Source organism: Galbibacter sp. BG1 (assembly GCF_013391805.1).
GTDB lineage: Bacteria > Bacteroidota > Bacteroidia > Flavobacteriales > Flavobacteriaceae > Galbibacter.
Window position 1 is genome coordinate 3418989 of sequence record NZ_CP058364.1, and the last position, 23401, is coordinate 3442389.

Below are 23401 nucleotides of genomic sequence, written 5' to 3' on the forward strand. Positions count from 1 at the left end.
TTTTATATGTCTTTACTAAAACGTGTTGGTTTTTATTTAGTTGGTGTTTCTATTGGTTTAATTTTTCTCGCTTACTTTTTTAGGGAAAAAAGAGCAGAATTCTGCTATCTACCCAACTGTAGAACGCTAAAATCAATTCGTACACAGGAAAAAATTGAGTTTTCCCCTTACATTCAACAGCTTTTGGACAATAAAACAATTTCCAAGGAGCAAATAGATTCCATTCTAACTTATGGGGAAGTCAATTTTTCTAAAAGCAATGTTGACCGAACCCAAGATCTTTCCGAAGAAAAATGTAGTACCTACTTTATCAACGGTGAAATAAATAAGGAACCTACAGAACTTGTGGTAAAGAATTGCAGGTTTAAAGCTGAAATTCTAGAAATAAATAAAAATTAGCTTCTCCAATAACGAGCTTTCTCATGCCAATTATTTATTCATTCGGAATTATGGCATCTATAATATGTACTACTCCATTGGTCGCTTGAACATCTTTTATAACTACCCTTGCATTTCCATTTATAATTAGATCGCCATTGGTGTCCTCTGTAATAGTAAGTGTATTTCCAGTTCCAGATTCAACCGTTCCGGTCGCTAAAAGCTCTGCGGCACTTAAATCGCCATTCGTAACATGATTGGCAATAAGTCTAAATAATGCCACGCCAGTCGGTAAATCACCGTAAGCGGTAAATGCTGTATTATTCGGTGCAAAAACTGTAAACGGACCGTCTTCTTCCAAACCGCTATCAAAACCTGTGCTTTCCAATGTAGACTGTAAGGTCGAAAGATCGTCTCTTTCTATAATAATTTCCAATACAGATTGAGTAGCCTGATCTTCTGTGGTGGTAACTTCTAAAACTTCACTCATCTCTGAAATATTATCTGAAGCATCCACGGCCTGAACTGTATATTCATAGGTCGTAGTGGCATCTAAACCTGTAATATCGAAAGTTAAATTAGAAGTCGTCCCTATACTTATATTGTTTTGAAAGATCTCATAATTGGCAACTTCTTCATTGTCTGTGGAAGCAGACCAACTTAATGTAAAACTACTAGAAGTTATTTCGGAAGCCTGAAGATTTCCTGGAGCACTTGGTGCTTCGGTGTCTTCACCAGAATCAGTTGTTACCTCTATGGTATTACTTTGTTCTGAAGTATTTCCAGCCAAATCTTCAGCTATTACATAAAATTGATAAGTGATACCAGCTTCAAGTCCTTCAATAGCTATAGAAAGTTCCCCTTCAGTTTTACCAATACTTACGTTATTTTGAAAAACTTCATAATTAACAACCTCTTCGTTATCCGTTGAAGCGGTCCAGGAAAGGTCTACGGATGTATCAGTAATATTTGAACTCACTAAATTGGTGGGTTGGGAAGGTTTTTCGGTATCTTCTTCTTTGGCGGTGGAAACGGTTAATATTTCACTCATGGAGGAAGTATTTCCCTCGCCATCTATAGCCGTTACGGAAAACTCATATTCTGTATCCGCCGTTAAGTTTGCTACTTCAAGGCTTGTAGATGTTCCAGAAAGACCGATGGAAACACCATCTTGAAAAACTTCATATTTGGTTACTTTAATGTTATCTGTAGCCTCATCCCATGATAATAACAAACTCTCGGGCTTAATATTACTGGCATTTAAACCGGTTACCCTTGTGGGGGCTTCGTCATCACTTAAAAGTTGATCTAAAGCTTCTCTATCATCATCACAAGAAAATAATACAAAAAGAAATACTAGACTCAAAGAGCCCAGTTTGGCAGCTACATTTTTCATTAATTACGTTTTTAAAGGTGTTTTTTAGAAAGTAATATACATCTCCAAAATAAATACGTGCAATACACCTAGAGCAGATGTTAACATCAAGAATTTTAACATTTTAGCCCATCGTAACGGCTGTAAGTTTCCAATACTATACAACCTCAACGCCTACGGTTTCTGTTTTTTCTATTCCGCCAAACAAAATAGAAAATAATAAGTAATATGGGTATTAAGATGTAAATAATAACTTCCGACCAAGATTGTAAATCCAATGGCTCATTATTTCCTGGTTTCGGAATTTCAGCAGGAGATTGCAACATTGTCAGTGAAAAATACATAATAAAAGAATTTAAAATCTTCTTTAAGATACAAGTTTAAACAACATCATTTTTGCATTTTAGACCAATTTAACTTTGCATAATCGATTTATAACCAGTATTTAAAAGAATTTCTGTATTTTGTTTTTCCAAACTTATGCCTATGCTATCTATTTTTACTAAGAAAAAAAGACTGGTAGATTTATTCGATAATTTTGTAGATATTCATTGTCATATAATACCTTCCATAGACGACGGTGCTAAAAATCTGGAAGCCTCTTTTTTTTTGATCAAGAAAGCACAGACCCTCGGAATTAATGGTTTTATTGCAACGCCGCACGTTATGGCAGACCTCTACCCTAATACTCCTCAAACGATAGGTACTAGTTATGATTTGCTGAAAAATCATTTATCTGAAAAGGAAGTTAAACTTAATAAATTCAACGTGGCAGCTGAATATATGCTGGATACAGGATTTGATGAACTTATTGATAACAAAAATCTGCTTTTTTTACATGATCGGTATATTTTATTCGAACTTCCATTTTTACAGGTTCCCATGAATGTAGAACGCGTTGTGGAAAGACTGGTAACCAACGGTTATATTCCGGTTTTGGCACATCCCGAACGTTACAGGTATTTTCATAACCAACCACATGTGCTTAAGGTTTTAATAAGTTTAGGATGTAAACTTCAGGTCAATGCATTGTCCTTGAGTATTTATTACGGTAAAAGCATTCATAAAATGGCGTTGGACTTGGTTGAGGAGGGTTTTATTGATTTTTTAGGTACAGACATGCATCACCAACAACACCTATGCAACCTTTCTGAAATAATTTTGAAAAAAAGCTATGAAAGCAAAGTGCAGGAAATTGTAGAAAATACCAACAATACATTTGGATAACTATTATGATACCGGTGAGTATAAGCGGTCGTTTTAATGCGACTTATACAATGCTGTGTTTAGTTTATTCTAGGTTCCTGTTGTGTTGAACAGTGAATTCCACCTCCATCCCAATTTAAAGCTTTGGCAGATATCCCAATAATTTCACGATTGGGAAAATATTTTTTAAGAATTGCAATCATATTTTCGTCCTTTCTTTTTTCGGATTCAGGAAGTCCTTTTTCCCAGTATTGGCTAACCAATACTACTTCATTAGATACCAAATAGTTAGCATAACCCATAACGGGGACATAATTTATCATGTCTTCTTTTGAAAATTGTTCTGTCAAACTAAATTGTTCCAGTAATTGCCAAATGACTGACGCAGGAAGGGTGCCGACATGTAAACTAATATCGGGGGAAGGAATTTCTACGATAGTGAAGGGCATTCCATTAACCCGTTTGGCCTTTTGTAATTGTTTTAGATAGTTCTGAAATATTTCATAGTCATGCTCTTGAAGGGGAGACTTTAGTTTGTCTTCCTCTGAGATAGTTGTCACTAATAATGTACTGTCATTGGCAAATCTTACAAGTGCATCAATATGCCCATCCGCACCCGCTCCAAAGTAATTTTCAATTTTAAGACCATTTCTTTCAATTAATGGAATTCCTTTTAACCAAATGACTTGATCCTTTCCGTATAAATCCTTAATGGAAGTTTCAATGTCTTCAATGGGAATTTTCCCCTCGTTCTGCTCTAAAGCATAATCCAATATTGATAAAGCAGAATGATTATTAACAACTATGGCTCCACCTTCATAGTTAATCGGGGATGATTTAACCGAATAGCCAAATCTGCTGGCCAAACTATCGTCAATGGTACCTCTTAAATTATTAGTTTCGTCACACCATAAATTAATACATTTCCAGTTCCAGTTAGCCATTACAAGGCTATCACCATTGGTTAGGAAAATGGGGCCAGTATCACGTATAAAGTTGTTAGGTAAAGGATGGATAACCATCTTGATTTTTGACGTGTCAATACTCATTTGCACCATTTCTTCCAATAAAGAATTTGAAAGAGAGTCTGAAGTTGTTAAGACTTTAACTGTCACTTTTTCATGAAGTGCTTTGACTATTTCTAGTCTTGTCGTAATCTGACCTTTTACGGAGTAAGGCGACCAGTAATCGTTAATATCAATCCAAACAGCCTCATGGGGTTCCCATTCGGGTGGGAATGAATATTCTTTGACAGCTTTTTTTTGTTCTGAACAACCTGTTATAATAATTACAATAAAAAAAGTTAGTAGTCTCATAATTTGAATAATTAAACACAACTTACTTTTAAAAATTTAATCCGATTAAATTCATTAAAAAAAGATATAGCATCTTTAATAATACTAAAACCATCGTTTACGTTTTTCAAGTTGTGCGCCATAGCCATAACCCAATTTGGCACCATATCCAAGATTGGCATTTTTTACATCATTTATAACTAAAGACATATTTTTTAGTTTTTGCTCCCGATAGACTTCGCTCACAAATTTTAATAGGGCTTTTTCTGTGTAATCCGCTCTGGTAACGTATAAAGTGCGGTCGGCAAATTCACTAATCAATATCGTATCAGTAACTGGCATTGCAGGTGCCGTATCCACAATTATAACATCGTACCGCTGCTTTACAGTTTCAAACAACTCGCCAAGTTTTTTATCCATTAACAATTCTGCTGGATTCGGCGGAATTTTTCCTGATTGAATAATATCCAAATCATTAAACGACAGCACGGGCTTTATAATTTCCTCTAGAGTGGCATCTCCATGTAAATATTCCGAAAGTCCAACTTTTGAAGTATTTGCGATAAAACTGGTTAAACTTGGTTTTCTAATATCCGCCCCAATAAGTAATACTCTTTTATTGGAATAGGCATAAACCGATGCTAAATTGTAGGATATAAAGGTTTTGCCTTCCCCAGAAATACTGGAAGTAACATAAATGACCTCACTTTGCGGTTGATCTTTTTTCTTGAAAAGGTAATCGATATTGGTTCTTAAAATACGAAAAGACTCCGCCAGTACTGAACGGTCGTTTTCTTCAATGGTCAATCCCTTTTTGTTTTCAATTTTTGGCAACTGCGCCAATACAGAAATGTTCGGCATAGCCTCCGTTAAGTCAGATTTTTTATGAATTTTGGTGTCGAGCAATTCTTTTACATAAATGAATCCAAATGGCAACAACAGGCCTAAAAACAAACTAGCAAAATATATTTTTTTCCCTGAAGATATCGGATTGTAACTACTATACGCTGGTTCAATAACCTTAGCATTTGGAGAAGTGGCGGCCATGGAAATAGCGGCTTCTTCCCTTTTTTGCAATAAGTACAAATAAATGGTCTCTTTTATATTTTGCTGCCTTTGGATATCCCTATTTTGTCTTTCTTGTCCAGGTACCGAGGAAATACGGGAGTTGATTAAACTTTCTTGATTTCTTAAATTACTTACACGAATATTAATGGTACTTTTTAAATTGGTAAGACTTTGTTCCATAGAGGATTTTAAACCATTTAATTGCTGATCTAACTGAACCACTATTGGATTGTTCTCCCCAGAAGTTTTTAATAACCGCTGGCGTTCTAAAACCAATTCGTTGTATTTTGTGCTTATGGACGTTATATTGGCATCAGACAAGCCGATATTGGAGGGCAGTAACTTATAGCCTTCTTGATTTTTTACATACTGAGACATATGGTTTACTGTATTCAACTCGGTTTCTAACTGAATTAAATTTTGCTCGTTTTGCGCCCCCGTTTCTAAAAATATCCCGGCTTCCGAAGTTATATCCGTCAATTTATTTCCTACCTTAAAACGTTCTTTGGTAATATCCACTTCAGAAAGATCCGTAGAAATTAACTTAATCCTATCGTCGATAAACGTGGAGGTAGCTTTGGCCACTTGATTTTTTTCGTCAATGGAATTTTGATTGTAAACTTCAGCGAGTTTGTTCACGATATCCTTAGCCTTTTCTTGAACAGGATCTGTTAAGTAAATGGATAGAATATTAGATCCTTTGGCAATGGGTGCTACAGAAATTTTACGTTTATAGTGTTCGCGAACGTTTTTAACAGGCGTGACCACTACTTCGATGGACCTGTCCATATAATTACTGAAATAATCTTGATTGGGAATTAGAATTACGTTTCCTAAAGAGGTTGGAACGTTCTCACCGAAGAGAAAACTTTTAGGAGGGTTATCTCCTTCTACATAATCGAAGCCTGTAGGGGAAGTGATTTTTATTTTAAAACGGTTGTATGATTTATTAAGAATTGAATCTGATTCCAGATAATTTACCTTAAATGGCTTATTGCTATAAACCTCTTCATCGTTTATTCTACCTTTTACAAAAAGCTGTCGGTTAAGTTTTAAATCTTCTACCACCTCTTCCATTAAAGCTCGCGACTTTAAAATTTGAATCTCCCCATCTACCTTTGTATTGTTCATTGAAGAATTCGATAATCCTTCCAAAACAGCTACTTCTGGAGATAGTTTAGATTCTTCAACTATTAGAATAGTGGTTTCTGCGGCATAAATCGGTTTGGAATACCTTAGGTACAGAAAAGCAATTACAACCAATAACCCAAGGCTTAGAACAAACCAATACCAATTTTTAACATAGGGTTTTATAAACTCCTTGATGTTCATTTTAGAAGGTTCCGCTGAAATATCTTCGCTATGTGCATACTCTTTCTTCATTATCTAGTTATTGCTATTATAGAGGTTAGCATTATTGAAAATACAGATAGACCAATGGTTAATCTATTATCTAGAGTAGATGTTTTTATGACTGAATTGTTTGGTTCTACGTACACTACATCGTTTTGAGTTAAATAATAGACAGGGGAATGGATAAATTCTTTGGTTGTGAGATTAATTCGTGTATAGGTTTTAACTCCATTAAAATCGCGGATAACCAACACATTCTCCCTTCTCCCTTTAATTTCAAGGTCGCCTGCCAGGCCAATAGCCTCCAAAATGGTAATACGTTCTCCTGCGATACTATATGTTCCCGGCTGCCTTACTTGTCCCAGCACAGTAACCCTAAAGTTTTTAATTCGGATATTGACAATGGGATCTTTTAAATACCCTTCCTCTGTAAGTTTGCTTCTAAAAAGCTCTTTGGCTTCACTCGTGGAAAGACCTAATAATTTGATTTTTCCTAAAACAGGAAAATCAATATTTCCTTCCTTATCAATTATATATTCCAGTTCCTCTACATTCTCACCAGTTCCTTTGGAAAGGTTAAAAGGTGCCGTGGCCGCCATATCGAAACTAGAGATGTAAATACTTAAAATATCGTCTACCTTAAACTTAGGTTCAAATGTATTTGTTTCTACTTCTGTTTCAAATTGTTGTGCGTTCTGTAGATATACAATGTCTTTTCGAGAACCACAGGATATAGCGGTAGCGATTAATAATAGGTAACAAAGTAAATTTTTGGTTTGCAAGGATTTAATCATTATAAGAACATTAAATAGCATTAGGGTGTACATAGTTAAGGGATTGCAAAATACCGTAATTGGGAATTTTACTGCGAATTACTTTCGTGTCCAAACACTCGTAATCCGAATTTTGAGAAATGAATTCAGGAACTATTTCCTTTAGTTTTTTTACAATGATATTTTTGTCATGATAAAGATTCAATACGCATAGGGAATCAATTTTTGCTTTTAAGCGCTTGTAATCTATTTCCTTGGTTTTACTTATCATTATTTTTTCATGATACGTTGGCAAGGTGTTTTCACCATTTGCCAAAAGTTCTTCATACAATTTTTCCCCGGGACGTAAACCGGTTATTTTTATATCAATGTCTTCTGGATATCTCAATCCAGATAAGCGAATCATGTTCTTGGCAAGGTTTAAAATTTTCACACTTTCCCCCATATCGAATATAAAAATCTCTCCCCCCTTACCCATAGTGCCGGCTTCCAACACCAATTGGGAAGCTTCAGGAATTGTCATAAAATAACGGGTAACTTCTTCGTGGGTAACGGTTAAAGGGCCACCCTTTTCAAGTTGTTTTTTAAACAAGGGAATAACAGACCCATTAGATCCCAATACATTCCCAAAACGGGTAGTAATAAACTTAGTATGCCTAGATTCCTCTTGTAAACTCCCTATAAATATCTCTGCAGACCTTTTGGTGGCTCCCATTACATTGGTAGGATTTACAGCCTTGTCAGTAGAAACAAATACAAATTTATCCGCATTGTATTTTAGAGCCATTTTGCTCACTAAACGCGTTCCTCCAACATTAATCTTAACCGCCTCATACGGATTGCTTTCCATAAGCGGAACATGTTTGTATGCTGCGGCATGAAAAATGATGTTTGGTTTAAAAGTTTCAAAAATCCTGTCCAGCGCGTGTTGGTCGCGAACATCGGCAACAATAGGATAGAAATTCTTTATATTTTCTTGTTTTAATTCCTGTTGCAAATCGTATAATGCAGATTCTGCAATATCTATCAGTACTAATTTTTTATAGTGAAAATGAGACAACTGTCTAGAAATCTCACTTCCAATAGAGCCTGCGGCTCCTGTAACAAATAACACCTTGTTGTTAAACTCTTTTTGAAGCTCTTTGTTTTCAATATTAATTGGGGTTCTATCCAATAAATCCTCGAGCTGAATTGGTTTAATCTGGTTTACATTAAGCTCACCATTGATCCATTTATCTATTGGCGGTACTGCTTTTATAGTCGGTACAAAGTCAATTAATTTATCCACTCGGGATCTCAGTTGCGCCGAAGCCGTATTATGCATGGCTACAATTATTTCGTTGATTTGGTATTTTTTTATAAAATCTTCATCAACCAAAGAACTATCCATAATTTTTGTTCCATTAATGCTATTCCCAATTTTGTTGTTATCATCATCAATAAAGGCAATGATTTTATTTTTTTGATCTACATTATTTATCAATGCATTATGGGTCATTATCCCTGCTTCTCCCGCCCCATAAATTAAAATGCGTTTGGTAGATTTCATTTTGCATTTTAAATATTGATAGGCCAACTTAAAAACCAATCGGGACTTTGCTAAAATCACAAAATTTAGAAAAGCGTGCATTATAATGATGGATTTCGGTATGGTTAAACCGGGAACTATTGCCAGCTCTTTGTTTGCCACAACAAGTGCAGAGGTGAAAAATGCCAATAGGGTAACTGCGATAAATATGTTCATTAAATCTTTTACCCCTGTATATCTAATAATCCCTTTGTAAGAACCTGTTATTAAAAAACTCAAAAGTGCCAATACGCCTAAAACGGGTAATTCCAACAATAAATTTTTAATATTGAAATTAAACGTAAGGTGAAATCGAATAAAATAAACCATAAAAAATGTAAGCAATACCAGTAGAATATCTACAGCTAGTACCAGCCACTTAGAGGCATATCGGGGAGCTTTGGAAATTAGATATTTGTAAATCATTTTAAAAAGGTATTTTTAATTAGGTTGGTTATTCTAAAAAGGTCTTCCTCGGCCAAATTTGAACCACTGGGCAAACAAAGTCCTTTTTCAAAAAGTGATTGAGACACCCCATTGGTATAGGCCTCTGCACTTTTAAAAATAGGTTGTAAATGCATTGGCTTCCATAATGGTCGTGACTCAATGTTTTCCATTAAAAGCTCTTGACGAAGTTGCTCCCTACTGTGGTAGGAGTCTAACAAAATAGTAGTAAGCCACCTGTTTGAAAAACTCCCTGCAGGCTCTTCTAGAAATGATATTTCATCAATTTCGCTAAGGTTTTTTTTATAAAAATCGTAGTTTCTTCTTCGCTGCCGTACCCTTTCTGGAAGCACTTCCATTTGCCCACGGCCTACTCCAGCTACCACATTGCTCATTCGGTAATTATATCCAATTTTAGAATGTTCGTAATGGGGTGCATCATCCCTAGCTTGTGTAGCCAGGTGAACAGCCTTTTTCTTTAAGTTTTTGTTTTTGGTAATTAATGCACCTCCGCCGGATGTGGTTATTATTTTATTTCCGTTAAAAGATAGTATGGAGATATCTCCTAAGGTTCCACATTTAATCCCCAAATATGAGCTCCCCAATGCTTCTGCACTATCTTCTATAACAGGTATATCGTATTTTTTACTTATTTGATTGATTTCTGAAGCATCGTAAGGCATACCATATAAATGAACGGCTATAATTGCTTTGGGCTTTTTATTTTTATCAATACTTGCTAAAATTGCTTTCTCCAAAAGTTCAGGAGACATATTCCAGGTTTCCTCTTCGCTATCTATAAAAATAGGTACGGCACCTTGATATAAAATAGGGTTTGCAGAAGCGCTAAATGTAAAACTCTGGCAAAGTACATGGTCTCCCTGCCCCACCCCTAACAAAATAAGTGCTAGATGTATAGCGGAAGTACCAGAGGCCACTGCAGCAACCTCAACATCCTCATTTAGGTAATCTACTATGGCCGTTTCAAAAGCATCTACATTTGGACCAAGTGGTGCAATCCAATTGGTATCAAAAGCTTCTTTAACATACTTTTGTTCTTGTCCGCCCATGTGGGGGGAAGAAAGCCATATTTTAGTTTCTGTTGATATCATAGTGCCCTTATGTTTACCATAAGAGTTAAGCTATAGTGTGTAAGACGGGCTGGTTTTCTAGCTCGGTGAAAGAGAATTCTACGCTCTACTCCAAGCGTGTTGAACAATAAAAAGAAAGTGAATTTGAAAAAACCCCGAAAGAAGTTTTAAATGAATTGTTCTCTCTTTAATATTAAATCAACACCTTGCTATTAATCAACTTAATATGAAAAGGAACAGGTTAAAAGTAGCAAAGTATTCCATTGCCTATCGTCTAATTCGGTGAATTACAGTTTAAAATCGGTTAACTACTGTATTGCTAAATTGAAGTTAAATAATTGATATTTTATCGGTTATTTAGGCCTTTTCTCCTGATTATAAGTCCGTTTAAATCAATTTTATACAAGTCAAACAAAGGTTCACGCCAAGAAAAGAATATCATATGCTAAATTCCATAAGTTTCCAATAAGCTTTTATATTTGCAATGTCTGCTGAGTTTCCATTTCGAAATTTGGCACTTTTTATTAATCTTATTTGAAAACCCAAATAGTGAAAAAAATAAATAAAATCTGTTGTATTGGAGCCGGATATGTCGGTGGCCCTACAATGTCGGTTATAGCCTATAAATGTCCAGATATTCAAGTTACGGTAGTCGATATAAATGAAGAGCGCATTAAAGCCTGGAACCATGAGAACCTTGATAAACTTCCCGTATACGAACCCGGATTAAAGGAAATTGTGGCCGAAACCCGCGATAAAAACCTATTTTTTTCTACGGATGTGGATAAGGCTATCGATGAAGCACAAATGATTTTCATCTCCGTAAATACCCCCACAAAAACCTACGGAAAAGGGAAAGGGCAAGCGGCAGACTTAAAATTTATAGAGTTATGTGCCCGAAATATAGCAAAGGTTGCAAAAGATGATAAGATAGTGGTTGAAAAATCCACGCTTCCCGTTAGAACGGCCCAAGCAATTAAGAATATTTTAGACAATACCGGCAATGAGGTAAACTTTGAAATTCTTTCTAATCCCGAATTTCTTGCTGAAGGTACTGCGATAAACGATTTGTTATATGCAGACCGGGTTTTAATAGGTGGAGACGAAACTACAGAGGGCGAAGAAGCCAAAGAAGCCTTAAGCGCTATTTACGAAAACTGGTTACCAAAAAGTAATATTTTAAAAACCAATATCTGGTCCTCAGAATTATCGAAATTGGTAGCCAATGCCTTTTTAGCTCAGCGTATCTCTTCCATTAATTCCATATCTGCACTTTGCGAAAAGACAGATGCTAACGTTCAGGAGGTTTCGAAAGCAATAGGACTCGATAGTAGAATTGGTCCTAAATTTTTAAATGCTTCTGTTGGTTTTGGAGGGTCTTGCTTCCAAAAAGATATCCTCAACTTGGTGTACATTGCAAAAACCTATGGATTGCACGAAGTTGCCGATTATTGGGAACAAGTAATCTTAATGAACAATTACCAAAAAACAAGGTTTGCCAATAATATTGTAAGTACTCTTTACAATACAGTTTCTGGTAAAAAAATTGTTTTCTTCGGATGGGCGTTTAAAAAGGACACGAACGACACTAGGGAATCTGCTGCTATCTATGTTGCTGACTCCTTATTGGAAGAGCAAGCTGAAATTGTAGTGTACGACCCAAAGGTAACCGCAGAGCGGATCTATGCCGATCTCGATTATTTAAATACAAGGTCTGAAGAAGAGAACAGAAAACTGGTAACAGTGGTAAACGATCCTATTGAAGCAACCAAAGAGGCTCATGCCATTGCAGTGCTTACAGAATGGGATGAATTTAAAGAATATAATTGGGAACTAATATTTGAACACATGCTCAAACCAGCCTTTGTTTTCGACGGTAGGAGAATTCTCAACAAAGAAAAGTTAAATGAAATAGGCTTCAACTATTACAGAATAGGTGAAAATTCTTAAAAGCTTACTTCAAACTTATAAATCCTGATTAGTTAAATAATTAATCAGGATTTCTATTTTTAGGTCCTTTCAACTTCCGTTTAGAACTTCTATTTTTTTAAAATGTGCTTTTCATCTTAAATTTTAGCATTTTAAATTAATATCCCGACTCTTTATTTCTTTTTATAGATATTTAACCCTGAAATATAAGGACTAAAAACCTTCAAAAGTTTTATGCCAACTATTTCTTCCCCCTAAAAAAATAAGGCCTTTACGCCTTGCACCTGCCAATTACTGGTGTTGCCCACAAAGGTGACCAATTATCATTAAATGGATTAATAGCAAAGAAATTTAAATGTTAATTGAGTTTACACGACTATGTTATCCAAACAAATTAAAGGTGGGGCTATTTTATCGTATGTTACCATATTTCTAACCAATGTTGTTGGCTTAGTACTTACTCCCTTTATAATACGTTCCTTAGGAGCCTCAGAATATGGCCTTTATACCATGATTGGAGCGTTTGTAGGCTATTTAACTGTGCTCGATTTCGGTATTAATAATTCCATTATTCGCTTTGTAGCAAAGTACAGAGCGGAAAATGATAAAAAAGGTGAGGAGAACTTTCTTGCCATATCTTTTATTATCTATATTTTTATTTCTATTCTCGTTGTAATCTTCGGGTTTCTAGGATATCAAAATATCGATTCTATTTTTGAAACCCTTACCCCTTCTGAACTCCACAAGGCTAAAATAATGGTGCTCATATTAATCTTCAATGTAGCCATTACCATTCCTGGGGGTGCATTTAGAGCCATGTGTATGGGTTACGAAAACTTTACCCTACCAAAAGCCGTTAACATTTATAAATACATTGCCAGATCTATTTTGGTCGTATTTATCCTTTTTTACGGTGGAGATTCCATTAGTTTGGTTATAATAGATACTATTATGAATTTGCTCTTCATAATAGCTATGGCGTACATTGCTTTTGGTAAACTAAAAATTAAGGTAAAGCTCTATAAATTTGAAGGCAGCCTTGCCAAATCCATTTTTAATTATTCCATTTGGGTATTTGTTTTTGCTCTGGTCAATAAATTAAGATGGCAATTTGGGCAATTAATCCTAGGGTTAAATTACGACACAACAATTGTAGCCATCTACGCAGTTGGTATTACATTGGGTAGTTACTACGGAGCCTTTTCTTCGGCAATTTCCTCCCTTTTCCTTCCCAAAGCAATGCAAATGACAGTAAGAAGTGATGCTCCGGAAGTCTTAACAAAAACCTTTATAAGAATCTCGAGGCTCTCCACCTATATCCTATTTTTTATTCTGGGCGGTTTTATTCTGGTCGGACAACAATTTATAAACTTGTGGGTAGGTGCTCAATTTGCCCAAGCATATTGGTATACGCTGTTAATTATGATCGGACTCACTTTCACCTTAAGTCAATCTTTTGGGAACGATCTATTACAAGCCAAAAACAAACATAAATTTAGGGGTATTGTTTTATTACTGACCACTTTATTTGGCGTAGCCTTAGGATGGTTTTTGTCCTTGCAATATGGAGCTATGGGACTTATTATAGCAATAGTGGTCTTTATCTTTTTTGAAAGGTTTGTTATGTGGTGGTATCTTTCCAAAGAGCTAAAAATTGATATGAATTACTATTTCAAGAACTTTTCATCACAACTTATTTATTTTTTACTGACCGTCGCTATTAGCTATCCTTTACTCCTATTAATTAGAAATCATAGTTGGTTGGGACTGCTGGTTAAAATAAGCCTATTTGCCATAGTCTACATCGGTTTTATGTTTAAATGTATGAATACTGAAGAAAGAAAACTTGTTCGCTCTTTAATTCCTAAAAAAATACTGGCATGATCTCAACATTAAAAAAATTGATTCCACTTTCCTATAAAGAAAAAACCATTCTTTACCGGGAGGCTATCACCAACCAAAATTATAAGCATTTAAAAAATACCAAGAAAGTATTCGTTTTTATGGCTGCTGATTATAAAAATATTGGTGATGCTGCAATTACTTATGCACAGGTTGCAATGCTAAGAACTTGTTTTCCAAAACATGAAGTAATTGAAATTCCGCTTAAGAAATCATTTACCGATTTATTGGCCATTAAAAAGGTCATTAACCCAGAAGATATCATTACTACCATTGGCGGCGGTAATATGGGAGATACCTATTATGGCTTAGAACGCATCCGTCAACAAATTGTAAAAACATTTCCTAAAAATAGGGTAATTGCCTTTCCACAATCCTATAGTTTTAGAGAGCAGGAAAGTAATTCTACCATCCACACCGCTAAAAAAATATACCAAGCGCACGACAACTTGTTAGTTTTAATTCGGGATCAATCTTCTCTAGCAAAAATGAAATCTCAATTCCAAAACCTGGATTTGGCTTTAAGTCCCGACATTGTTTTAACATTAGACCTAAGTGAACCAAAGTATGCTAGAATGGGCATTTTACTTATGCTAAGAGACGATGTGGAGAGCGCCTTAAATGATGATGAAAAGGAAATTATTAAAAATGTAGCCTTTAATCACGATGATAACATTACGGTTTCTGATACTTCCCATCATAAAAACATGGCAAATTCCAAATATCGTAATAGAGCATTTCTAGATTTCATAAATACCATAAAACAACACTCTATTGTAATAACCGATAGACTGCACGGTGTCATCTTTGCCTACATTACCAAAACTCCCTGCATCGCCATTAACAGTAAAAACAGCAAAGTAAAAAATGCCATAAACAGCTATATAAAATGCGATTATATAAGGCTTATGGAACAAGTGGATATTGAAGAATTACGTGGCCATCTCAATTATTTTGAAGCCACAAATCAAATTAATTTTTCCAATAAGACCAAAGAGTATTTTAAAGAAGTAAAAAAGATTATTAAAAATGAAAACCGATAAAATTTCAATCATTGTTCCCATTTACAACAGCGAAGCATTTTTGCGGCGTTGTTTCGATTCCATATTGGAGCAAACCTACACAAATTATGAAGTTTTATTGATTGATGATGGCTCTACCGATACTTCTAAAGAAATATGTGAAGAATATCTAATAAAAGACAAACGCTTTACCTATTTTTTTAAAACCAATGGAGGCTTGTCTTCTGCCCGTAATTATGGAATTAAAAAAGCCAATGGCTCTTTTATTTTCTTTTTAGATAGTGACGATTTTATCGTCAACAATGCGCTGACCATTTGCCATGCCACAGCCACTAACAATAATTTAGAGCTCCTAAACTTTGGCTATCAATATCATAAAAACGGTCATATCTCTCCTTTTTACTCCTCTTTACCAAAAGGTAGAATTATAGATCACTTTGAAATTTTAGAAATTTTAAAAGAAGACACCCTCGGCAATAGGTTGCTATGGTTCAGCTGGTCTTATTTTTATAAAACCTCTTTTTTAAAAGAAAACAATTTACTTTTTAATGAAAAGGTTCTTTTGGGGGAAGATTCAGACTTCAATCTGAGATGTCTTTTAACATGCCGTGGTGTTTACAGTATTGAAGCGCCCCTCTATTGCTATGTTTATAATCCAAATTCCTTAACCCAGACCAACTACAAATCGAACTTACTGGAAAAATATTCATCGCAGTTTAATGCCCGTTTAAATGTGTATAACGACTTTAAGCTGAATGATGACGCCTATAAAAAAGATATTTCCCGTAATTATATAGAACACGCACTTTTTGAACTTATTCATAACGAAAAAAACAATAACGAGAACACCAAATTATCTGCTTTTTTAGCAAAAATAAGAGCCACTCCCATGTTTGAGTTTTGTGCGAAGCATTATTCCTTTTCAACCAATTGTCCGCCTAAAAAGAAACTTTTCTCACAGTTTTTCGTATGGAAACAAACCAAACTTCTGAGTTTATTAATCAAATCCGTTTAGACCGATGAAGCCAACCAAACCAACCATATTGTTTGTTCATCCAGATTTGAGAGGTGGCGGCGCTGAAAAAGTGCTTGTTAATCTTTTAAATACCATGGATACCTCTAAATACGACATCACACTTCTCACCTATTTTGAGGAAGGGGTGAATAGAAAAAATTTGAATCCGGATATAAAACAGGAATTTATTTTTAAAAAAGTATTTCGCGGTTGGTCCGTAGTGCAAAAATTGTTTACTCCAAAACAACTTTATCAACTGTTCATAAAAAAAGAATATAATGTTGTAATCGCCTATTTAGAAGGAGTTCCAACTAGAATGGTCAGCGGTTGCCCATTTAAAAATACCAAGCTTATTTCATGGCTTCATATCGATTTAAAAAATTTTGGAATTGAAAAGGTGTTTCGTTCTAAAAACGAAATGGAAAAATGTTATCTAAGGTTAGATGAAGTCGTTGCCGTTTCAAAGCGATCCTTGGCTTCCCTTTTTGAAGAAGTGGAATTCCCTAAGGAAAAGGGGCGCGTAATACATAATGTTGTGGATACTAGGGAAATCATCAAAAAAAGTAAAGAGCCGGTTACTGATATTGTTTTTGATGAACATACCATAAACTTATGTTCCGTCGGAAGGCTAAACCGACAAAAAGGTTACCAAAGACTCATTGAAGTAATGTCAGAACTCACAAAAACCTATAAAAACATTCATTTATATATTATTGGTAAAGGAGAGCTCCAACAAGAACTGGAAATGCTTATAAAACATCATAAAATGGAAAATCATGTGAGTCTATTAGGGTTTCAGTCCAATCCTTTAAAATATGTTAGAAATGCAGATCTATTTGTTTGTTCCTCTTTTGAAGAAGGGTACAGCACAGCGGTAACCGAATCCATAATTCTGGGAACTCCTGTGCTAACCACAGCCTGTGCGGGTATGGATGAACTTTTGGATAATGGAGAGGTGGGGATGATTGTAGAAAACTCCAAAAAAGGATTACTAAACGGTTTCGAAGCGATCCTGAAAAACGAAGAGCTTTTAAAAAGCTATAAAGAAAAAACCCTAGCGAAGTCCAGTAAAATAGTGCATAACAATAATGGATTGCTTGTGGAAGCCCTTATAGAAGAGCAACTCCATCAATTAGAAACATCCTACGCTTAAAATGACTCCTAAAGAAACCAAGATGAACTCTTTCGTAAGTATAATAATGCCTGTTTACAATGTAGAAGATTATATTGAAAAGGCTATTGAAAGCGTAATAAATCAGACTTATAAAAATTTTGAGCTTTTAATTATAGACGATGGGTCTCCAGATGAAAGTATTGCCAAAGCAATTACATTTCAACAAAAAGATCCACGGATTGAAATTTTTCACAAAAAAAATGGAGGCTTATCCGATGCTAGAAATTATGGGTTAGAAAAATCCAAAGGAGAATTTATCTATTTCCTGGACAGCGACGATTGGATTGAACCAGATCTTTTAGAGAAGTGCATAAAAAGTGTAGCCAACCCCCAAAATGACGTGGTTGTTTTCGGCTATCACTTAGATACCGTAGATAATGATGATAAGTTAATTCATAACGAAAAAATGTATTCAAATTCCATAACCATCACACAAGAAAACGCGAAAGACGTAAAAATTGATGATACTTTATTGAATTTGATAGGCTATGCGTGGAACAAGCTTTATCGCGCAAGTTTACTTAAAGATCATGATTTATTTTTTGAGAAGGGTACATCTTTAATTGAAGATATTCTCTTTAACACACAAGTCTATAAAAAAGCGGTACAAATCCAGTTCATACCAAATGCTCTGTATCACTATATAAACCGCCAAAGGGAAACATTAATAAAAACGTTTCATAAAGATGCTTACCAATTGATTTTAAAAAAACACTACAGTCTAAAATCTTTACTAGATCATTGGGGTTTTGAAGGCAGAAAAAGAAATAGAATTCTGGCCCAAAGCATTGTTTTAGGGATAAAATACGCCATAAGCAATCTATTATCCTATAACAATAACTTAAGTGCTAAGGAAAAAAGGGATTATATAAATTATATCTATCAACACAAGGAAACCAAAAAATACATTGACTTCTATACACCAAAAACCAAGAGTGATATTATCTATAAGAAATTAATAAAATATAGGCTTGTAGCACTCACAATCTATTTGAAATCATGGAAAAAGGCAGCTTAGTAAAAAAACTAAAAAGAAGTATTCCGTTTGAAACCAAAATACAACTTCGCTTAACACAATTGAAATTCACGTCCAAGCAGCAGTTCTTTAAATTGAATAGCAAAAAACGGCGGATTTTTATATTTCTAGCAGCAGATTATGGCAATTTGGGAGATGTGGCCATTACCTATGCACAACATAAATTTCTAAAACAAACTTATCCCGATTGTCAAGTTATTGAAATACCAATTAGCAAAACACTGCAGGGAATTGTACAGGTAAAAAAAATTATCAGTTCCAAAGATATTATAACCACGGTTGGAGGTGGCAACATGGGCGATTTATATCATCAAATTGAATACTTCAGACAATTGGTTATTGAGAATTTCCCAAAAAACAAAATCATTTCGTTCCCACAAACCATAGATTTTTCAACTTCCAAAGAAGGAAAAATAAAATTATCCACGGCTATAAAAGTATATTCAAACCACAAGGATCTCTCTTTAATAGCCAGAGAACAAAAATCTTATGATTTTTTCAAAAAACACTTCAACAATAATGTCATCCTGTTGCCAGACATGGTAACTACTTTAGACAGGTCTCTACCAAGATATGAAAGAAACGGGGTACTTATATGCCTCCGGAATGACAAAGAAAGGAAACTTTCGGAAGCACAAAATGAAGCTTTGGTAACATTTATAAAAGATACATTTTCTAGGGTGGAATTTTATGACACCCATGTGGGCGGACAAAAACTCAGCATGAAATCCAAACTGACCTCATTGTTTAAAATTTGGGACGAATTTAAACAAGCAGAATTGGTTATTACAGATCGTTTGCATGGCATGATATTCTGCCATATAACCAATACCCCTGCCTTAGTGTTTTTAAACAACAATCATAAAATAGTCCAATCTTTCGAGTGGATTAAGCACAATCCCAGAATTAAACTGGTAAAAGAATATCGCTTGGAAGAAATTCCTTCACAAATTAACGGGCTTTTAAAGGCTTCAGAAAATACAAAAGTGTCTCTTTTGGATTCCTACAAGAATTTTAAAACCATCGTTTAAACTTATGTTGGATCTCTTCCCTATAGAATCTTATGGCGTTGTATGGTACAACATTCAATTGTTTGTAATCTTTCTCACGGTTTTACACACGCAGGTAATGGATTATAACGATAAACGTATGCATCAATACCTTGCAATTATTGGGTGGCCCTACGCTTTATTTGTTCTCCTTTATTTAGGATTAAGACCTATAAGCGGTAAGTTTATCGACATGACCACATATGCCTATATGTTTTACAGGGAAACCGTGGGAAGCCCTATTGATATGGGAAGCGATTATGCTTTTACTTTACTCTTAAAATTCTCTGCCTTCATAACCAACGTTAATGGCTTTTTCTTTATTTGTGCCTGTCTTTATGTAATTCCGCTTGTTTTGGCTTGTAGAAAGCTCTTTAAACATTTCTGGATCTATTGCTTTATTGCTTTGGTAGCCTCCTTTTCTTTTTATACCTACGGTGTTAATGGCATACGAAACGGTATGGCCACTTCCATTTTTATTTTGGGGATCGCCTTCTATAAAAAGCCAGTGGTCTCAGCCATATTTATAGTAATTGCATGTAGCTTTCATCAGTCTATGTATTTACCTACGGCTGCCTATATCGCTACGTATTTTTTAAAAAATCCGAAACTTTATTTAATAGGTTGGATGGTTGCTATCCCACTTTCCCTAGTATTCGGTTCTCTTTTTATAACATTGTTTACAAGCCTAGGCTTTGCAGATGATCGTCTAAACCAGTACCTATTGAGCGAAGCAGACAAAGAAGCTTTTTCCAGTACGGGATTTAGGTGGGACTTTTTAATCTACAGTGCCACTGGAACTTTTGCTGGCTGGTATTTTATTTTTAAACAGAAATTTACAGATACCCTTTACCACCGTATTTATGGAACATTTTTAATTGCCAATGCATTCTGGATATTGGTCATTAAAGCTAATTTCAGCAATCGTTTCGCTTATTTATCATGGTTTTTATTGGCCTTGGTAATTTTTTACCCTTTTCTGAAGAAAAAGTTTTTCCATTACCAGCATCAAGTTTTTGGCATTGTATTGCTGTTGTACTTCTCCTTCACCTATGTTTTAACTGTTGTAAGAACAAATATTTAAAATGAAGCTAACTATCGTCATACCTGTTTATAATGTTGAAAAATATATTGAAAGATGTATTAAGTCTGCTTTAGATCAAGGTCTTTCCGAAGATATCTATGAAATTTTAATTATCGATGATGAATCTCCAGACAATAGTATGAAGATCGTACATAAAATAGCTGAAAACAGCCCTGCTCTTCGGGTAATTTCACAAAAAAACAAAGGTTTGGGAGGGGCCAGGAATACTGGGATAAAAAATGCTTTTGGCGATTACATTTTGTTTTTGGATTCCGACGATTATTTAAATCCGAATGTGCTGAATAATCTATTAAAAATTGGCTTAGAGAATCAGTTGGATATTTTGGATTTTGGTGCAAGAGGCGTAAATGAAAAAGGTGAAACTGTATACACTGTTGAACATCTCTTGAGAAGTAAGGTTTCAGATGGACCAAATTATTTTAAAGATGGTTTTCATCAATCTGCTTGTGTTAGACTTTATAAACGTGATTTTCTATTGGAGAACAAGTTGATTTTCCGTGAAAAAGTATATGTAGAAGATGTGGAATTTAACTTTAAAGCCGTTTTTTTAGCCAAAAGGATCATTGCTACCAATATGATTATTTCCAACTTTGTTCAAACGACAGGTTCGATAACTAGAAGTAGCAATTCAGAAAAAAACAAAAAACTTATTTTAGACATTCTGGATGCCATAAAAAGAATAGATCGGTTTAGTAAAGAGGTAATTACTAAAAAATCCGTTGCCTATGGCAAAGCACGGGAGAAAGTAAACGAGCAGACGATTACGCTTCTTAAAATCCTATTTTTAAAAAGTAAAGATTTAAGCCTTTTCAACCAAGTGGTTGGCGAACTGAAATGCATGAACCTATATCCCTCCAAGTTCAGATCTAAAAATAGAAAAAGACAACTTTTTAAAGTTTTCTCCAACAATGGTTGGTTTTATTCCCAATGTTACAAACTTAAAAGAGCTGTTACATGAAACCAAAATTTCTATTAATCACCACTGTTCCGCAATCCCTCAATTTTTTTAAGGGACAATTACAAGTGCTTAAAAGTAAGTTCGACATAGAGGTTGCATCCAGTCCTGGAGAGCGATTAGAGAGTTTTAAAGAAAATGAAAAGGTAAAAGTACATCCCATTGTAATTAAAAGGGAAATATCTCTGTTTTCTGATATTAAAAGTCTTTTTAAACTATACCTGCTCATTACAAAAATAAATCCCGTCATCGTACATGGAAACACTCCAAAGGGAGGTTTATTGAGTATGCTCGCTTCATATTTTAACAACACCCCCATTAGAATTTATTTTTTACACGGTCTTCGTTATGAAGGGACAAATGGGATGAAGAGGAAATTTTTAAAAGTTATGGAATCGATCGCTTGTTCTTGTGCCACTCATATTTTTTCCGTGAGTTACGGAGTAAAGCAAACCGCCATTAAAGATACTCTTACAAATAAAGAAATTTCGATTATTGGAAATGGAAGCATTAACGGCATAGACACCCAATTATTTAATCCAGACAACATATCACTCCCAAAAATTGAAGGCTTCGATACTGAAAATGTCTCCATTATTTTTGGGTACGTTGGGAGATTGGTTGGAGACAAGGGCACCAATGAATTGATAAACGCTTTCTGTAAAGTACATGAAGAAAATCCAACCATAAGACTTCTCATTGTCGGCTTATTTGAAGAAATTCAAGATCCCGTAACTTTTGATACAAAGGAAAAAATAAAAACACACCCAGGTATCGTGCACGTAGGTTACCAAAAAGATGTAAAACCCTTTTTAAAGCTCATGGATGTTTTTGTTTTCCCTTCTTATCGGGAAGGTTTTGGAATCGTATTAATGGAAGCCGCTGCCATGAGAACGCCAGCAATAGCCTCAAATATATCGGGATGTAACGAAATTGTAAAAAGTGGTCACAACGGACTCCTAATAGCCCCTCGAAAAACCCAGGAGGTAATCAACGGACTTCAATTTTTTATACAAAACCCGGATAAAATTAAAGAAATGGGAGCGCAAGCAAGAGCATTTATTCAAGCGAAATACGAACAAAAACAAGTATGGGCGAATTCTTTAGATGCCTATGTTTCTATTTATCATGATTTTCAATCCAAAAAATAAGCATTGAAAACCAATTATCCTGCCAATACCCATTTGAAAAGAAGGAAAGCAAAGAAATTTTAAATTCAAAAGCATTTTTTTGTAATTTTGTAAAAGCAATGAAAATATTTTTCAGCAAAATAGTATCCTGTTTAATGGCACTTGTAGTGCTTTTATCTACTACCTCTTTTACGGTAGACATGCACTATTGCGGAAATGATTTAGTTGATGTAGCGCTCTTAAAACCCGCGGAAAACTGTGGTATGGAAATGCAAGATTCTTCCAGTGATGAAGAAAAAGTTGCCAAAAGTAACTGCTGCACCGACGAACACATTGTGGTAGAAGGGCAAAAGGAACTTAAATCTTCTTTTGAAAAACTCACTTTCCATCAACAAACAATATTAGTTTCCTATGTTTTGACTTCTTTAAATTTATTTGAAGGACTTCAGCAAAACATAGTCCCATTTAAAGATTACATCCCCCCTATTTTGGTCTCGGAAATCCAGCTCGAGAATCAAACTTTCCTTATTTGAT

The 23401-nt window shown here is 34.9% G+C and carries 19 protein-coding genes; 13 read left to right on the forward strand and 6 right to left on the reverse strand.

The window, feature by feature from the left end; all coding sequences use genetic code 11:
• The first annotated feature begins 6 nt into the window (after positions 1 to 6).
• Positions 7 to 399 (forward strand): DUF4258 domain-containing protein, encoded by a 393-nt coding sequence (locus HX109_RS14875; protein ID WP_178953430.1) that lies wholly within the window; start codon positions 7 to 9, stop codon positions 397 to 399.
• 34 nt (positions 400 to 433) lie between these two features.
• Here HX109_RS14875 and HX109_RS14880 read toward each other — a convergent pair whose 3' ends face one another.
• Complete coding sequence (locus HX109_RS14880; RefSeq protein ID WP_178953432.1) at positions 434 to 1774, reverse strand: fibronectin type III domain-containing protein; 1341 nt, start codon at positions 1772 to 1774, stop codon at positions 434 to 436.
• 465 nt (positions 1775 to 2239) lie between these two features.
• Here HX109_RS14880 and HX109_RS14885 point away from each other — a divergent pair, with 465 nt between their 5' ends.
• Positions 2240 to 2980 carry a tyrosine-protein phosphatase gene (locus HX109_RS14885; RefSeq protein ID WP_178953434.1) on the forward strand — a complete coding sequence of 247 codons (741 nt, stop codon included), beginning with the start codon at positions 2240 to 2242 and terminating at the stop codon, positions 2978 to 2980.
• A gap of 59 nt (positions 2981 to 3039) precedes the next feature.
• On the opposite strand, the gene HX109_RS14890 is transcribed toward HX109_RS14885, so the two are convergent.
• From HX109_RS14890 to HX109_RS14910, 5 genes are all read right to left on the reverse strand, one after another.
• The gene (locus HX109_RS14890; RefSeq protein WP_178953435.1) at positions 3040 to 4275 is read right to left on the reverse strand and encodes an agmatine/peptidylarginine deiminase; all 1236 of its coding nucleotides are present in this window, start codon (positions 4273 to 4275) and stop codon (positions 3040 to 3042) included.
• Positions 4276 to 4359: 84 nt separating this feature from the next.
• On the reverse strand, positions 4360 to 6705 hold the full coding sequence (locus HX109_RS14895; RefSeq protein WP_178953437.1) for a GumC family protein: 2346 nt from the start codon (positions 6703 to 6705) through the stop codon (positions 4360 to 4362).
• Positions 6705 to 7469 (reverse strand): polysaccharide biosynthesis/export family protein, encoded by a 765-nt coding sequence (locus HX109_RS14900; RefSeq protein WP_178953440.1) that lies wholly within the window; start codon positions 7467 to 7469, stop codon positions 6705 to 6707. Before HX109_RS14900 ends, HX109_RS14895 begins: the two co-directional genes overlap by 1 nt.
• Before the next feature lie 10 nt (positions 7470 to 7479).
• Positions 7480 to 9441, reverse strand: coding sequence for a polysaccharide biosynthesis protein (locus HX109_RS14905; protein ID WP_178953442.1), 1962 nt, complete (start codon positions 9439 to 9441; stop codon positions 7480 to 7482).
• Positions 9438 to 10571, reverse strand: a complete 1134-nt coding sequence (locus tag HX109_RS14910; protein ID WP_178953444.1) for a DegT/DnrJ/EryC1/StrS family aminotransferase — start codon at positions 10569 to 10571, stop codon at positions 9438 to 9440. The genes HX109_RS14905 and HX109_RS14910 overlap by 4 nt, the downstream gene beginning before the upstream one ends.
• 528 nt (positions 10572 to 11099) lie before the next feature.
• On the opposite strand from HX109_RS14910, the gene HX109_RS14915 reads away from it, so the two are divergent.
• From HX109_RS14915 to HX109_RS14965, 11 genes are all read left to right on the forward strand, one after another.
• Positions 11100 to 12500, forward strand: coding sequence for a nucleotide sugar dehydrogenase (locus HX109_RS14915; protein ID WP_178953457.1), 1401 nt, complete (start codon positions 11100 to 11102; stop codon positions 12498 to 12500).
• Positions 12501 to 12857: 357 nt separating this feature from the next.
• Positions 12858 to 14363, forward strand: coding sequence for a lipopolysaccharide biosynthesis protein (locus tag HX109_RS14920; RefSeq protein ID WP_178953459.1), 1506 nt, complete (start codon positions 12858 to 12860; stop codon positions 14361 to 14363).
• Positions 14360 to 15424, forward strand: a complete 1065-nt coding sequence (locus HX109_RS14925) for a polysaccharide pyruvyl transferase family protein (RefSeq protein ID WP_178953461.1) — start codon at positions 14360 to 14362, stop codon at positions 15422 to 15424. Before HX109_RS14920 ends, HX109_RS14925 begins: the two co-directional genes overlap by 4 nt.
• Positions 15411 to 16418, forward strand: coding sequence for a glycosyltransferase family 2 protein (locus HX109_RS14930; protein ID WP_178953463.1), 1008 nt, complete (start codon positions 15411 to 15413; stop codon positions 16416 to 16418). The genes HX109_RS14925 and HX109_RS14930 overlap by 14 nt, the downstream gene beginning before the upstream one ends.
• Positions 16419 to 16422: 4 nt before the next feature.
• Positions 16423 to 17571, forward strand: coding sequence for a glycosyltransferase (locus tag HX109_RS14935; RefSeq protein ID WP_178953465.1), 1149 nt, complete (start codon positions 16423 to 16425; stop codon positions 17569 to 17571).
• Position 17572: 1 nt separating this feature from the next.
• The gene (locus HX109_RS14940) at positions 17573 to 18610 is read left to right on the forward strand and encodes a glycosyltransferase family 2 protein (protein ID WP_178953467.1); all 1038 of its coding nucleotides are present in this window, start codon (positions 17573 to 17575) and stop codon (positions 18608 to 18610) included.
• Positions 18592 to 19659: a polysaccharide pyruvyl transferase family protein gene (locus HX109_RS14945; protein WP_178953468.1), complete on the forward strand. Its 1068-nt coding sequence runs from the start codon at positions 18592 to 18594 to the stop codon at positions 19657 to 19659. Before HX109_RS14940 ends, HX109_RS14945 begins: the two co-directional genes overlap by 19 nt.
• Before the next feature lie 4 nt (positions 19660 to 19663).
• Complete coding sequence (locus tag HX109_RS14950) at positions 19664 to 20761, forward strand: EpsG family protein (protein WP_178953470.1); 1098 nt, start codon at positions 19664 to 19666, stop codon at positions 20759 to 20761.
• 1 nt (position 20762) lies between these two features.
• Positions 20763 to 21740: a glycosyltransferase family 2 protein gene (locus HX109_RS14955; protein WP_178953472.1), complete on the forward strand. Its 978-nt coding sequence runs from the start codon at positions 20763 to 20765 to the stop codon at positions 21738 to 21740.
• The gene (locus tag HX109_RS14960) at positions 21737 to 22888 is read left to right on the forward strand and encodes a glycosyltransferase family 4 protein (protein ID WP_178953474.1); all 1152 of its coding nucleotides are present in this window, start codon (positions 21737 to 21739) and stop codon (positions 22886 to 22888) included. The genes HX109_RS14955 and HX109_RS14960 overlap by 4 nt, the downstream gene beginning before the upstream one ends.
• 98 nt (positions 22889 to 22986) lie before the next feature.
• A complete protein-coding gene (locus HX109_RS14965) occupies positions 22987 to 23400 on the forward strand; it encodes an HYC_CC_PP family protein (protein ID WP_178953476.1) in 414 nt (137 codons plus the stop codon).
• Position 23401: the final 1 nt, after the last annotated feature.

Coding starts and splice junctions, on each gene's coding strand:
- HX109_RS14910 (WP_178953444.1), bottom strand. CDS start 10,571: ATGATATCAACAGAAACTAAAATATGGCTTTCTTCCCCCCACATGGGC.
- HX109_RS14960 (WP_178953474.1), top strand. CDS start 21,737: ATGAAACCAAAATTTCTATTAATCACCACTGTTCCGCAATCCCTCAAT.
- HX109_RS14935 (WP_178953465.1), top strand. CDS start 16,423: ATGAAGCCAACCAAACCAACCATATTGTTTGTTCATCCAGATTTGAGA.
- HX109_RS14875 (WP_178953430.1), top strand. CDS start 7: ATGTCTTTACTAAAACGTGTTGGTTTTTATTTAGTTGGTGTTTCTATT.
- HX109_RS14945 (WP_178953468.1), top strand. CDS start 18,592: ATGGAAAAAGGCAGCTTAGTAAAAAAACTAAAAAGAAGTATTCCGTTT.
- HX109_RS14930 (WP_178953463.1), top strand. CDS start 15,411: ATGAAAACCGATAAAATTTCAATCATTGTTCCCATTTACAACAGCGAA.
- HX109_RS14895 (WP_178953437.1), bottom strand. CDS start 6,705: ATGAAGAAAGAGTATGCACATAGCGAAGATATTTCAGCGGAACCTTCT.
- HX109_RS14920 (WP_178953459.1), top strand. CDS start 12,858: ATGTTATCCAAACAAATTAAAGGTGGGGCTATTTTATCGTATGTTACC.
- HX109_RS14880 (WP_178953432.1), bottom strand. CDS start 1,774: ATGAAAAATGTAGCTGCCAAACTGGGCTCTTTGAGTCTAGTATTTCTT.
- HX109_RS14955 (WP_178953472.1), top strand. CDS start 20,763: ATGAAGCTAACTATCGTCATACCTGTTTATAATGTTGAAAAATATATT.
- HX109_RS14905 (WP_178953442.1), bottom strand. CDS start 9,441: ATGATTTACAAATATCTAATTTCCAAAGCTCCCCGATATGCCTCTAAG.
- HX109_RS14940 (WP_178953467.1), top strand. CDS start 17,573: ATGACTCCTAAAGAAACCAAGATGAACTCTTTCGTAAGTATAATAATG.
- HX109_RS14885 (WP_178953434.1), top strand. CDS start 2,240: ATGCTATCTATTTTTACTAAGAAAAAAAGACTGGTAGATTTATTCGAT.
- HX109_RS14950 (WP_178953470.1), top strand. CDS start 19,664: ATGTTGGATCTCTTCCCTATAGAATCTTATGGCGTTGTATGGTACAAC.
- HX109_RS14965 (WP_178953476.1), top strand. CDS start 22,987: ATGAAAATATTTTTCAGCAAAATAGTATCCTGTTTAATGGCACTTGTA.
- HX109_RS14890 (WP_178953435.1), bottom strand. CDS start 4,275: ATGAGACTACTAACTTTTTTTATTGTAATTATTATAACAGGTTGTTCA.
- HX109_RS14925 (WP_178953461.1), top strand. CDS start 14,360: ATGATCTCAACATTAAAAAAATTGATTCCACTTTCCTATAAAGAAAAA.
- HX109_RS14900 (WP_178953440.1), bottom strand. CDS start 7,469: ATGATTAAATCCTTGCAAACCAAAAATTTACTTTGTTACCTATTATTA.